At 46.2% G+C, this 11,741-nt stretch carries 14 protein-coding genes and 4 pseudogenes; 12 read left to right on the top strand and 6 right to left on the bottom strand.

The features are described from left to right. Window positions 1–37 precede the first annotated feature (37 nt). The 5 genes from ABF463_RS12140 (at window position 38) to ABF463_RS12120 (ending at window position 3,168) form a co-directional block, all read left to right on the top strand. Window positions 38–379 carry a hypothetical protein gene (locus ABF463_RS12140; protein WP_415533903.1) on the top strand — a complete coding sequence of 114 codons (342 nt, stop codon included), beginning with the start codon at window positions 38–40 and terminating at the stop codon, window positions 377–379. Between the two features lie 201 nt (window positions 380–580). After that, the gene (locus ABF463_RS12135) at window positions 581–1,072 is read left to right on the top strand and encodes a hypothetical protein (RefSeq protein ID WP_415533902.1); all 492 of its coding nucleotides are present in this window, start codon (window positions 581–583) and stop codon (window positions 1,070–1,072) included. Window positions 1,073–1,447: 375 nt separating this feature from the next. Next, the gene (locus ABF463_RS12130) at window positions 1,448–1,858 is read left to right on the top strand and encodes a hypothetical protein (RefSeq protein ID WP_415533901.1); all 411 of its coding nucleotides are present in this window, start codon (window positions 1,448–1,450) and stop codon (window positions 1,856–1,858) included. A gap of 3 nt (window positions 1,859–1,861) precedes the next feature. Continuing rightward, the gene (locus ABF463_RS12125) at window positions 1,862–2,563 is read left to right on the top strand and encodes a flavodoxin family protein (protein WP_415533900.1); all 702 of its coding nucleotides are present in this window, start codon (window positions 1,862–1,864) and stop codon (window positions 2,561–2,563) included. Next, entirely contained in the window at window positions 2,548–3,168 is a 621-nt protein-coding gene (locus ABF463_RS12120) for a TetR/AcrR family transcriptional regulator (protein ID WP_415533899.1), read from the top strand. Before ABF463_RS12125 ends, ABF463_RS12120 begins: the two co-directional genes overlap by 16 nt. A gap of 668 nt (window positions 3,169–3,836) precedes the next feature. Here the strand turns inward: ABF463_RS12120 and ABF463_RS12115 are convergent. Further along, window positions 3,837–3,962: pseudogene (locus ABF463_RS12115) on the bottom strand (Maff2 family mobile element protein); the annotation flags it as partial. 203 nt (window positions 3,963–4,165) lie between these two features. Here ABF463_RS12115 and ABF463_RS12110 point away from each other — a divergent pair. The 4 genes from ABF463_RS12110 (at window position 4,166) to ABF463_RS12095 (ending at window position 5,901) form a co-directional block, all read left to right on the top strand. After that, the gene (locus ABF463_RS12110; protein WP_415533898.1) at window positions 4,166–4,552 is read left to right on the top strand and encodes a MerR family transcriptional regulator; all 387 of its coding nucleotides are present in this window, start codon (window positions 4,166–4,168) and stop codon (window positions 4,550–4,552) included. A gap of 65 nt (window positions 4,553–4,617) precedes the next feature. Beyond that, entirely contained in the window at window positions 4,618–4,857 is a 240-nt protein-coding gene (locus ABF463_RS12105; RefSeq protein WP_415533897.1) for an MFS transporter, read from the top strand. Further along, window positions 4,854–5,462, top strand: coding sequence for an MFS transporter (locus ABF463_RS12100; protein WP_415533896.1), 609 nt, complete (start codon window positions 4,854–4,856; stop codon window positions 5,460–5,462). Before ABF463_RS12105 ends, ABF463_RS12100 begins: the two co-directional genes overlap by 4 nt. Before the next feature lie 121 nt (window positions 5,463–5,583). Continuing rightward, the gene (locus tag ABF463_RS12095; RefSeq protein WP_415533895.1) at window positions 5,584–5,901 is read left to right on the top strand and encodes a transposase; all 318 of its coding nucleotides are present in this window, start codon (window positions 5,584–5,586) and stop codon (window positions 5,899–5,901) included. A gap of 176 nt (window positions 5,902–6,077) precedes the next feature. On the opposite strand, the gene ABF463_RS12090 is transcribed toward ABF463_RS12095, so the two are convergent. After that, window positions 6,078–6,287 carry a hypothetical protein gene (locus tag ABF463_RS12090; RefSeq protein ID WP_415533894.1) on the bottom strand — a complete coding sequence of 70 codons (210 nt, stop codon included), beginning with the start codon at window positions 6,285–6,287 and terminating at the stop codon, window positions 6,078–6,080. A gap of 236 nt (window positions 6,288–6,523) precedes the next feature. Then, the gene (locus ABF463_RS12085; protein WP_415533893.1) at window positions 6,524–6,811 is read right to left on the bottom strand and encodes a hypothetical protein; all 288 of its coding nucleotides are present in this window, start codon (window positions 6,809–6,811) and stop codon (window positions 6,524–6,526) included. A gap of 151 nt (window positions 6,812–6,962) precedes the next feature. On the opposite strand from ABF463_RS12085, the gene ABF463_RS12080 reads away from it, so the two are divergent. Beyond that, entirely contained in the window at window positions 6,963–7,559 is a 597-nt protein-coding gene (locus tag ABF463_RS12080) for a DNRLRE domain-containing protein (RefSeq protein WP_415533892.1), read from the top strand. A 382-nt stretch (window positions 7,560–7,941) separates the two neighbouring features. Next, window positions 7,942–9,549, top strand: a pseudogene (locus ABF463_RS12075) (IS3 family transposase). Here ABF463_RS12075 and ABF463_RS12070 read toward each other — a convergent pair. The 3 genes and pseudogenes from ABF463_RS12070 to ABF463_RS12060 all read right to left on the bottom strand — a co-directional run. Then, window positions 9,525–9,965, bottom strand: a pseudogene (locus ABF463_RS12070) (DDE-type integrase/transposase/recombinase); the annotation flags it as partial. The pseudogenes ABF463_RS12075 and ABF463_RS12070 sit on opposite strands and share 25 nt — an antisense overlap. A gap of 64 nt (window positions 9,966–10,029) precedes the next feature. Then, window positions 10,030–10,308, bottom strand: coding sequence for a hypothetical protein (locus ABF463_RS12065; RefSeq protein WP_415533891.1), 279 nt, complete (start codon window positions 10,306–10,308; stop codon window positions 10,030–10,032). Between the two features lie 141 nt (window positions 10,309–10,449). Continuing rightward, a pseudogene (locus tag ABF463_RS12060) lies at window positions 10,450–10,752 on the bottom strand (plasmid recombination protein); the annotation flags it as partial. A gap of 456 nt (window positions 10,753–11,208) precedes the next feature. On the opposite strand from ABF463_RS12060, the gene ABF463_RS12055 reads away from it, so the two are divergent. Next, a partial coding sequence (locus tag ABF463_RS12055; RefSeq protein WP_415533890.1) for a hypothetical protein occupies window positions 11,209–11,741 on the top strand: 533 nt, incomplete at its 3' end.

Genomic DNA, 11,741 nt, shown 5'->3' with positions numbered 1-11,741 from the left:
ATCTTATACAAGAACCTGAAGAAGAAAGTGATTAATAGTGGACTTTCAACGTGGAACCCTTGATGTTCTTTTTTGTGAGCTCCCGCCCAACCTTGTTTTGAATGGTATATTTGGGAAAAATGAGAAAGGATGCACAGTTCCATACAACAACGTTGATTTAAGCACATTCTATAACTGCGCCTTAAAGGAATTAGGCCGTTATAGTGAAGACGAAATTGAACATCTGCATATGCTGATAGAAGACAAAATGGAGCAGGACAAAGTTTTCGGCGTGTTCAAGCTTCTTGCGGCCAATGCCGAAACAATGCTTGTAATAGATCGCGATAAGCCAAAGTGCCGGTTTCAAAACGCAATCCGTTGGCGTGAAATTTCTTATTAATTGGGGCAAGATATCCTTACAACGGCATTCCTCGCGAAAAGGGACGTAGAAATGCCTTATAAGACCGAATATTTCGCTTGACCAGCCGCAATCAAGACTGACAATGACGCTTTACACCATGTGCTGAATAAAGGCTTTTCCGAAAACCATTATCATCTTTATGGTTCAACACAGGTTTTTCCATTGAACTGGGCATGCCTAATGAACCATGTCGTGCATCGAGGCAAAGAATTTGGGCAATTGAACACATTTTTGCAGCAGCAAATCACTTTTGACAGCCGTCACCCCGACAAATTTGATTATCACCATTTGTGCCTGCAGGCCGCTGCAATACGCGCTGTGCTTTTTGCAAGATACAGCGTATCCAATACGCACCCGGAAAGAATAAATGAATTCCTGAATAAATTCTATCTATGGTCAGGCGGTGAAACGAATCCAACTGAGTTACAGCACTTTATCGAGTTCCTCCAGTATGAATATGGTAACAGAATTGGAAATGCGGTTTTGGATTATGCGCTAGTAAAGAGTCTTCAAGTCTCGAATTTCAATAATGACCGGATACTTTCCGGTGAACGGTATTTTTTATACAATTGTTTTTGTGCAGTTTTTGATGGAAGTATGGATGAATACAGTAAAAATATTTTATATGCTTACCTTCTTATAAAATCTAAATTTCGCGGTGAACTAGTGTAGGTGAATAACCGTATAGGATTTCACAATTTTACTGATTATCAGGACAGGAAAAAATACTTTATCTGCAATTACCCTCAATACTGTAAAGAATCATATCGTCTCGCTATTTTGTCCCCATTTGACTGTCAAAAGCTCTTATCCATGGAAGTACGAATTGCACCTAAGAATGTAGCGCCTGAGAATCTAGACAGTTATTATAAAATTCAAAATTTCATCCACACAAACCATACAATAGAATTTGATCGGCAACCGCAATCAATGCTTTTTCCTGATAAAGCTGAGCTTGAAAACGTTACTCGACTTTTATAATACATCTTGACAAGCTAACACTTGTTAGTTTATAATGTCACTAACAAGTGTTAGGAGAGATGAATAATGAATATGTACTTTGGAAATTTTGTAACAGCAGTATCAACATTGATGGTTTGTGCGCTTATAGCTTACATCATTTATACGGCGGTAAAGCAAAAGAAAATTGAGCATTGGGGCAGAAGAATTGCCCTGCTTGCATTTTTCGGCTTGGTGACTTGCTGTTTTGTTGCAGTAAGAGACGGCTATGTTCTGTCGGTTAATGCGTCTATTGATTCAGCGGTTAAAGCAGGTCTTTTTAAAATTGACAGTCTTCAGTCAACACTGTGCTGCATCGGCGGAGCAATAATTGCCTTTTCGTCAATTTCAAGTATTTTTGTCAAAAACCCAAAATATAGAAAGGCAATGTTTTTTGTGCTCAGCGCAGCCATCATTTTTAAGACTCTAGTTGTTGAGATTTCAAGATGGCTGGTGTAATACATGAAAATTACGGTTATCAATGGGCAAAACCATAAAGGAAGTACATACAATATCGGGAAAATGCTACTGGACAACATTTCCTGTGAAAAGAATGTCAGCGAGTTTTTTCTGCCCAAAGACCTGAACTGTTTCTGTGCTGGATGTTATACTTGTATTGAAGATGAAACAAAATGCCCATACTATAAAGAAAAGAATGTAATTTTGCGGGAAATTGAGCAATCCGATTTGCTTGTCTTTACAACACCGAATTATTGCATGGCTCCATCGGCACCAATGAAAGCTTTCATGGATTTAAGCTTTACATATTGGCTTTCTCATAAACCCAGAGAGTGTATGTTCAATAAAAGAGCAGTGGTCATTTCAAGCACTGCTGGCATGGGTGCGAAGCAAGCAATTAAACCGGTCGCAAGAGCCTTGTTTTATTGGGGAGTTCCCTGGATAAAGAGCTATGGAATAAGTGTGCAGGCAATGAACTGGAATGGTGTTTTGCAAAAGAAGAAAGCGAAAATTGAGAAGGATATGAAAAGCTTTGCAAAAACACTTTCTAAAAGCACGACTCCATCTGTTTCAATTAAAACAAAACTGATGTTTATTATGATGGCAAATATGCAGAAATCAAATCTTGGCAGCAGTCCAACTGAGAAAAAATATTGGGAAGAGCACGGTTGGCTTGGGAAGGAACGTCCATGGAAGCGACAATGACAACCAAGGAAAAAATAATATTTGAATCGCTGAAATTGTTTTCGAGCAAGGGCTATGATGGAGTGTCTATGCGTGAAATTGCAGCAGCAGTTGGTATAAAGGGCGCTTCGCTTTACAATCATTTCAAGGGAAAAGAAGATATTTTTAATGCGATTTTCAGTGAAATGGTTAAACAGTATGATCATGCTGCTGTTTTGATGAACATTCCAATGGAAGAAAGCGAGCAGACAATCATAAAATACCACAATATTGGTGAAAATCAACTGTTTAACATGGCTGAAGGACTACTGGGATTTTTTACCCAAAATGAGTTTGCAGTAATGTTCAGGAAATTACTTGTTTCAGAGCAGCATAAATCTTCTCTTGCTGCAAATTGTTTTAAAGAATATTACTTGGAAGCACCTATTCTGTTTCAAAGCCAAATATTCAGAGGTTTGCAACAAAATGGAGATTTTCAGAACTACGACACGGGCACAATGGCGCTGCATTTCTATAGCCCCATATACTATATTTTGAGCAAATTCGATTTGGGATACCCGTATGAGGAATGCTTGGAGCAACTGAAAAATCACATTCATTGCTTTTGCGCGCTATATTGCAAATAGCAATAACATCTACAATGTCAAACTATTTGCATATCAGAAACAATTGTTCAAATCAGCGCCAACTTTGAAGTCCGAGCCAAGGTTAACGAGCTAAATCAATCCCTTCAATCTTCTCTATAATTAATTTACTATGTATCGGCCGTATCCGCAACGAGTGCATTCGCGCGGATACGGCTTTTGTTTTGTCCCCAAGTAATCAGTGACAGAACTTCCTTTGCAAAGATGATCACGACACCTCCTGCCAGTGTCATAAAGCCATTGCATTTTTCGACCTCCGATATTAAGCTTCATTTGGTAGAAGAAGGAACGTCAGAGTGGCATAATATATAAAATCAGCCAATCAAGCTGCGGGGTAAGCCGCATACTGATTGACTGTAGTTTACCGGCAGTAAAAAGCTCGACGCATTTTATTTGCAAAGTGCACTTGACCGAAGCGTCAATTAGGGCAGCACATGTACCATAAATACAATATTGGATAAATAAGAGGGGCTGTTGCAAAACAACCTCAACAAAAAAGTCAAGACGGCCAGTTTTCAACAAATGAACGCCGGTTAAAACATTTTTCGGAACACGATAGGGGCTGTTGCTCAACTTCCGTTTTGCAACAGCCCCTTCACATTTCTGTCTGTTGACTTATCCGTTTGATTTCCTTATGGAACCTACCCGTTTGCGGCAGCGTTATCCCCGCCGTACCCTTCCATTAGGTTGAGACCGCCCCACCACAGGCCAAGGCCCGCGCCGAGAGCGATTACGATTACTTCCAACGTACCCATTGCGGAACTGATAAAGCTCATAGACTGTACCTCCGTAGTAGTCTTGATGTGATGGCATAAAAAATCCCGCTCGGAAAATTCCGAACAGGCGGTGGATGAACCCTATATTCTATTTGGCAGATAACGTCCTCCCTCTGGCATAGCCGATCATCATGCAGTTGACAGAAGCACGATCCGGTGCTATGTTTATCTTATGTTAACGTAAAGAATATGGGGCGAACCAAATGAGCTATAAAATTGGTGAAATCGCAAAGCTGACCGACCTGACCACCCGAACGGTTCGGTACTACGAGGGGCTGGGGCTGTTGGGCAAACGGGAAAGCCGCCCTAACGGCCAGATCCGCTCTTTTGACAATACGGATTTAGAGAGGCTCAAGAAAATTCAGATTTTGAAAGATTTGGGGCTATCCTTGGAGGAAATCGGTGAGGTAATCGAGCTGTACTTCACCGACGGCCAGATTCTGGAGGGGAAGCGACAAGTGATCCAGATTCTAAAGGGGCATATCGAAGCCGCCGAGGGGAAAATCGAGGAACTTAGCGCATTCAAACGCGAATGCGAAAGAAACATCTTGAAGTTGGAAACCATTATTGCCCATTCCGAAAAGAATTGATGTTCGCCTGCGCATCTTTTTTTGCACCATAATTTACGTTTACGTTAACAGCATATTTGGAGGAATTGCCTTATGGAGCAAGTCAAAAAGGAAACCGCACAAAGCCCGCCAACAGAGGGCGCGCCATTGGAACGGTAATGACCGGATTGCTCATCGGGATGCTGCTTTCGCGCACGTTCAGCGGCATCATCGGGACGCATTTCGGCTGGCAATCGGTCTATCGCATCGCTGCAGGGATGATCGGTGTCCTGATCATTGTTTTCGCTTTCTGCCTCCCACACACTTCTCCACTGACGGAAAAATGAGCTACGGAAAATTACTGGTCTCATTGGGCGGACTGCTTCGTGGCCAACCGGTATTGCGGAGTTCGTCGCTCGTCGGCGCGATGATGTTTGCGACATTCAGCGCATTCTGGACGACGCTTTCTTTTCTGCTGAAAGGCCCCGCGTATCATCTGGGCTCGCAGGCGGCGGGAATGTTCGGACTGCTCGGCGCGGCAGGGGCTATGGCCGCTTCCGTAGCCGGACGGGTGTCGGATCGGAAAGGGCCCCGGTTTACATTGACCATCGGGATCAGCCTTTCTGTAGCTGGGTTCTTGTGCTTTTGGGCATTTGGATTCCAGATGTGGGGGCTGATCTGTGGGATCATCCTGCTGGATCTCGGCGTGCAGACCGCGCAAATCTCCAACCAGGCAAAAATCAACGCACTGGACGCCGCCGCGCGCAGCCGAAACAATGCAGTTTACATGGCGTTCTATTTTATCGGAGGCGCCGTCGGTTCGTTCCTTGGCTCTTACTTATGGGGGCTGTTCGGGTGGGCAGGCGTTTGTGCGCTCGGCATTGTGTTTCAGATCGTCGCGGTCATCGCACATTTTTGCAGCTTCAAGCAGAAGCAAATGCAACAAATTTAAAATACCCATAGCCGCTGGACATGGAAAAGCCTCAATCCATGTGATGGAAGATGGCTTTGCGCCCCTTCTCGATTTGATGGACAGCGAAAACAGTCGTACGATAGAGAAGGAGACGATGAATATGGCACAAAAAACAAATACACATATAGCGCCACCCTGCTATGACGAGACGTTCAAGCAGGATGCCATCCGGATGGTCACTGACCAGAAGCGTCCGATCAAAGAAGTTGCGTCCGACTTGGAAATCTGTACGGATACCCTCAAAAAATGGTTGAGAGACGCCGAGATACAGCCCACCACGGCGGATCACGGAAACCGCGATGCTCAAAAAATACGCATATTGGAAACGGAGAATCGCGTATTTAGGAAATCCCTGTCCGAAAAGGATGAGGCCCCTAAAATCTCCAAAACATCCGTCGTCATACTTTCGAGGCCATAGAAGAGAAATATCAGTATGTGGATGCCCCCGTTCCGGGTATTCCGTGGTTATGCTATGCCACACTCTGCATATATCCCGGAGCGGATATTATGCCGGCAAAACCCGAACAATCGGCGTGCGCAGACGGGCTAATCAGCATTTACCGGGAGCGCTAGTGGTATGTCATGAAAAACACCCTACGTTGGGTCTGGACAGCCTGTACCACCTGTTGCATCCGCTTGTTCGGCTGCTCCCGAGCCCGCATCCAACAGGGTGCTGTTATGGGATGCAAGGCGCTCTATTTTAGCCTGCCATGCCTTGGGTGTGATCTTCTCGCCGGACGCTTTCAAACCGTTCAGAATACTGCCCAGTGGCGTCATACAGGGCCAATTCGGTATAGTGCTCATGCAGTACGCTTCCCGCGCTCGCGGTTTCAAAGCGGCAAAGGCAGTGTAAACGGAAACCTGAAATCATAAAGATGGGGTTGTTGTAAAATGGATTATCAATCCATTTTACAACAACCCCTTGCTTCTGTTTTTTGTGGACTATTCCTATCTTTTACTACAGCAATTGACGGCGAGCTCCGCTATTTTCTGCAAAAAAATCGTCCGCAGACGCTCGCGACCCTGCGCAAAGCATACCATCACGCGGTATAATAAACCTTTCCGTCGGTGGCCATGATCGTAGTTGTGAAAGTCACTTTCGGAGTGTAGGCGAACTCTTCGCTGGCAGGGATGTCCGATCCGGAGGTTACCGTCAGGGGAAACAGCACGTCCTCGGAAGCTGTACCATCGGAAAGATGTGCGCTGTAATACAGTGCCGTGCCGTTTTGCACGGTAGTTCCGCTATACGTGAACGTAAGGTCCACAACGTCATAAGGGGCGTTTGTGGATAACGCAAGTGCAGTTGCCGCAACGGTAATAGTAGCCATAGAGATATTCCTCCCTTTGAGCATTTAAAAATGTCGTAATGAGGGGGCTCAATCGCCCCCCTATTGCAGTGTATTCAAATGCCGGAAAAAGAGGAACCCATGCTCACGGCAGCAAAAAACTGCATATTCTGTAATAGGGGGTGGAGAACGAATGGGTGTCGTCGATATAAAATGCCAGGATTCATTTACTTCTGCGTTAAACGGCTGTTATCCGGCTAAGCAACGGAATGTGCTTTTTTTGGGGCATGAGGAACAAATCTATCTGTTTTTCAATCTTCCCCTCTGCCTGCCCTTCGGTGCGCTGTCGAAAGCCAGATTGCGGCTTTTCAAACTTGTATGTTTTCCCTTTCCCATCCATCACACAGTAGATGCCGAAAACGATTCCAGCCGCTATGCACTGTATCCGCTGCTGGATTTCTACAGCGTTTTCAATTGTGCGTTTTCTACGCCCGCAGTCGATGTAGACAGGCGCGTAGACTTTACAAATTGCAGCCATTTAAGCTATACGGAGATTGATATCACACAAATCGTAGAAGAGTGGATCAGGGGAAAAATCGAAAATAAAGGCCTGCTGTTAACGGGTTCCGCATCCTCGCAATGCATTTCTTATGCATCCGGTCAATATGCGGTATTGGGGATGCGCCCGACCATACGGATTAATTTGAAAGAAAACAGCATCTGCCAGCCTTTAAAGGTCGTTCCCTGCAAGGTGAGTGTATCCGGTCCCGCCTCGACGAAAGCGGAATAAAAGGATTCGGCGCGGGCTGAATCCGGCATTGGGCATTCTTTTCTAAAATCTGTTACCATAGTCGCGTATGCGTATCTGTTGGGGACTGCTGCAAAACAGCCCCTTTTGTCGTGCCTGTTAGACAACAAAAAGTTGGAGTAACATACCAAAAGGGATTCTCCGCTACGTCGCAGATGTAATCGCCGGAGTATAATTCCCTCAAGAATAATGGCCTCTATGACGTAAAGAAATGCCATGGGGGTAGGCCGAATGTTAGTAGGTGGAACAATTCATATGATACGGAAAAAACACAGAGTGGCAAAAGCTGTAAACGCTGATTTGAATTTGTAGGTTTGAGGGTGCGGACGAAAACCTGGACTCGGAGCAGTACAGGAGGCAACCTATGTATTCGTACGAAGATCGCTTAAAGGCCGTCAAGCTCTACATCAAATATAATCTGAGCGTAGCTGATACCATCCGTGAATTGGGGTATCCATCGTGCAACATGCTGAAGCAATGGCATCGTGAATTTACTGAGACCGGTGAGCTTCATAAGTTGCATAGCAAAATGCCGAAATATTCTTTGGAAGATAAAGAGCGTGCGGTAAGCTATTATGTGCAACACGGCCGCAACATGACCAGGACAATCAGGGCCATTGGATATCGGGAGACTATGAGGGAGTAGGTTCATGAACTGGCTTCGAATGAGCGAAAAGTTTACTCGAAACATAGCTCTGTGGTGAAATATACTTTAGAGCAGAAAAAGGAGGCTGTCATAGAATTCAGTTCTGGCGACAGCTCTGCTGTTTCTGTTGCCAAGGCCTTAAAAGTTAGCAGAAACAGCCTATACAAATGGAAAAGGGAAATGCTCGGAGAGGAATGCGTTGGGAAGATGAGCCATGGAAACAGGGCGCCCTTACCCGATGACAGGGACATGCTTCTGGCAGAGGTTGAATCGCTGAAAAGGCACGTATATCATCTCCAGATGGAACGTGCCATCCTTGAAAAGACAGCCGAAATCATAAAAAAAGGCCAGGGCATCAATCCGAGAGAGCTGGCAAACGCAGAAAAGGCTAGGCTGATTGATGCCCTGAGAGCAGTGTTTCCCTTGAAGGAATTGTTTGCCGAGCTGAATATTTCCAAAAGCAGCTACTTCTATCAACGGAAAGTCCAAGCCCTGCCCAGTAAATACGCTGATTTGCGTACAAAGATGAAAGAGCTTTTCAGAGATAACCCAGCCCGCTACGGGTACAGACGCATACACGCTCAAGTAAAAAGCAACGGGAATATTGTCTCGGAAAAAGTCATACGACGCATTATGAAAGAGGAGCAGCTTTTTGTCCCTCTAAGAAGAAAGCGTGTTTATTGCTCTTATCAGGGGGAAATCAGTCAGGCCGTAGAGAATCTCGTGGCGCGGGACTTCCATGCGGAGGCTCCAAACAAGAAATGGCTGACGGATCTTACGGAATTTCATGTGCCCGCAGGCAAGGTATATCTCTCTCCGATTGTTGACTGCTTTGATGGCATGGTGGTCAGCTGGACCGTTGGCACCAGTCCGGATGCAGAACTGGTCAACACGATGCTGGATGAAGCCATCCTGCATCTTCCAGAAGGCGAGCATCCCATTATTCACTCGGACAGGGGATGCCATTATCACTGGCCGGGGTGGATATCAAAGATGGAAAACGCTGGTCTGACAAGATCGATGTCCAAGAAGGGATGCTCTCCAGACAATTCGGCGTGTGAAGGATTCTTCGGACGTCTCAAAAACGAGATGTTTTACAACCGATCCTGGCAAGATGTCTCCATAGAACAGTTCGTCGACGTGCTCAATCGTTATATCCAGTGCGAGATAAGGCAGTCTTTTTGTACCCGGCGCAGATTGATTTTGTCGATGATATATTCACGCTTGAGAGGGTTGAGGCCCTCTCTTTTTAATCGCTCGAAGGGAATTTCATTTGTTGTGGCGGGAACCTTCCCATTTACCTTGTTGCACCAGGCGAGAGCCTGACCATTAAGGTCTTCCCGTGAGCTGTACTTGATGCCCACCATGAAATTATCCCGGACGAACTGTACTGTACACTCTATCTTGCCTTTTGTCTGGCCACGGTACGGCCTGCACAACACAGGCTTAAACCCGTAGAACCCTGCAAAGTCCTCGAACTGCCAATTGAGGGTGCTGTCCTCCTGCTTCAGCAGCCGTTTGATAACAACCTGCTTCATGTTGTCGTACAGGATTGCTTCCGGATAGCCCCCAAGATACCGGAATGCGTTGGCATGGAAGCGAATCAGCGTATTCGTACTCATGTCGGTCACAAACTCTATGTACCGTGTCCGCGAATACCCCAAAATGAATAGAAAACAGTACAGCTTTTTCAGCTTTTCATCCTCCAATACGGTATGATCCTCAAAAAATGCCCAGTCCATCTGCCCCTTGCAGCCCCGGCATCATCTCAAACCGTACCGTTGCCTTCTCGTCCAACTGCTCCTTTTAGTTGCGTACGTACTCTCGCACGATGCTGTGCCTGCCGTCAAAGCCTTGTTCCTGTATCTTTTCCAGGATCCTCTCCGCTGAGTACGGCGCTTCCTCCAGCCATACCGCTATCTGCTTCTTGTAGGGATCCAATTTCGACGGTTTTACCGCGCTCAGACTGTATACCGGTCGTGTTTCGTTCTGTGCGTATTTCTCAGCCGTCCTTGGGTCAATGTTGTACTTACGTGCTATTTCCGTATAACTCAGTCCCTTTTGCCGGTCACTTCTGATATCCATCCAGTTTGCTCCTTCCATTTTGGCACCCTTTCTGCCTGCCGACAGGCAGACAGATTTGAGTGTACCATATTGCATCCATTTCCGCTGCAATCCTACATCTTTTGACCGGTGTTTTCTTGCATTTTATCACTGGCGCTGACAGAAGAAATTCCAGATTTCTTTGCGCTGCATTCCTTGGAAGAATTCCGAGCTGGCGGTAACGAGCGTATCCACAAGCCGAGTACTGTCCTTGCGGGTGCGGCAGCCCGCCGCCGTAATCCGGCTGTCGATCTCCGGTTTGTAGCCGCCTTTCGGGCGGACGAGGTGAAAATTGTATTTGCTGCGGGATGTGTCAATGTCTGGATTGCTCTTGTACTGGGCTTTCCGGCGCTCATGGTGGGCTTCCAGCGCCTGTGCGGAGTCACCCTTGTGTTTGGCGAACCTTAAAATGGCGTATTGCGGCATTCTGCCATCCTTTCGCACGGAAAAGAACGTCCTTCATCCTTCACATGCCAACCGGCTGCCGGTCGGGCAGCGCCACAGGAATTTCACCTCCCCGCATTCTGATGCCGGGCCGTCCCTCGCCCTTTCGGGGTCATGGTATGTCTGCCGCACGGCTCGTTCTGTTCCGAACGTGACTGGTATGCTCTTATTCGATTGTCAAGCTTCATTTCCCTGTCAAAGTGGCTTATACTGGGAAGCAATCAAACAGGGTCTAAAAGTATACACCATAAAGAATGCAAAATCCGTATTTCAGCAAAAAAGGAGCCGTTTCGCCCTGGGTGCCGATTTCCGGGCGGCGGTTAAGTGATAAGACGAAGGGAGAAGCAAATGCCATATACCAATGAAATGATGAACAAAACCAAAGAGCGCTTACAGGATTTACGGAAAGAGCGCAAATAGACATATGAAGCCCTCGCCATGAAATTGTATGAGCGCGATGAACATATCGACCGGAACACGCTCTGGACCTTTGAGGTGGACGATCCGGATCACCCGAAATATCAACGCACCCGAAAAATGCGGGTCAAGCAGCTTGTGGCGCTGGCAGAGGTGTTCGATGTTTCGGTAAAATATCTGCTGGGCATATCCGATTATCGGAAGCGGGAATATCAGGGTATCGGGAAAGAGTTGAACCTTACCCCTGCCGCTGTTGACCAGCTAAAATCTTTTCAGGACATGCCGTCGAATTCAGAAACCAATATTCTCTCCGTTATCAACCGGCTGCTGATAAACCCGGATTTTATTCAGGCAATGAAATATGTAGTGGACGCAGCGTTTGCGCAAAAACATGAGTTGAAGCATCAGGTCGATCTCAGAATTGGTCGCGGTGTTCGTGGAACCGAATCGGAGAAAGCAAAAGAAAAGTTGCGGGAATATGGGATGGAGGCAATCGATGATGCAACACTCTCCGAACTTTATTCCCGGTGGGCTTTGGACATGCTGTCAAGAGC

The organism is Ethanoligenens sp. (assembly GCF_047718355.1).
Classification (GTDB): Bacteria; Bacillota; Clostridia; order Oscillospirales; family Ethanoligenentaceae; genus Ethanoligenens.
This window is presented reverse-complemented; position numbering and strand designations above follow the sequence as displayed.

Bases quoted from the DNA above. Each gene is read 5' to 3' on its own strand.
- ABF463_RS12135 (WP_415533902.1), top strand. From the start codon at position 581: ATGAACCATGTCGTGCATCGAGGCAAAGAATTTGGGCAATTGAACACA.
- ABF463_RS12130 (WP_415533901.1), top strand. From the start codon at position 1,448: ATGAATATGTACTTTGGAAATTTTGTAACAGCAGTATCAACATTGATG.
- ABF463_RS12125 (WP_415533900.1), top strand. From the start codon at position 1,862: ATGAAAATTACGGTTATCAATGGGCAAAACCATAAAGGAAGTACATAC.
- ABF463_RS12120 (WP_415533899.1), top strand. From the start codon at position 2,548: ATGGAAGCGACAATGACAACCAAGGAAAAAATAATATTTGAATCGCTG.
- ABF463_RS12110 (WP_415533898.1), top strand. From the start codon at position 4,166: ATGAGCTATAAAATTGGTGAAATCGCAAAGCTGACCGACCTGACCACC.
- ABF463_RS12100 (WP_415533896.1), top strand. From the start codon at position 4,854: ATGAGCTACGGAAAATTACTGGTCTCATTGGGCGGACTGCTTCGTGGC.
- ABF463_RS12095 (WP_415533895.1), top strand. From the start codon at position 5,584: ATGGCACAAAAAACAAATACACATATAGCGCCACCCTGCTATGACGAG.
- ABF463_RS12090 (WP_415533894.1), bottom strand. From the start codon at position 6,287: ATGAGCACTATACCGAATTGGCCCTGTATGACGCCACTGGGCAGTATT.
- ABF463_RS12085 (WP_415533893.1), bottom strand. From the start codon at position 6,811: ATGGCTACTATTACCGTTGCGGCAACTGCACTTGCGTTATCCACAAAC.
- ABF463_RS12080 (WP_415533892.1), top strand. From the start codon at position 6,963: ATGGGTGTCGTCGATATAAAATGCCAGGATTCATTTACTTCTGCGTTA.
- ABF463_RS12065 (WP_415533891.1), bottom strand. From the start codon at position 10,308: ATGGATATCAGAAGTGACCGGCAAAAGGGACTGAGTTATACGGAAATA.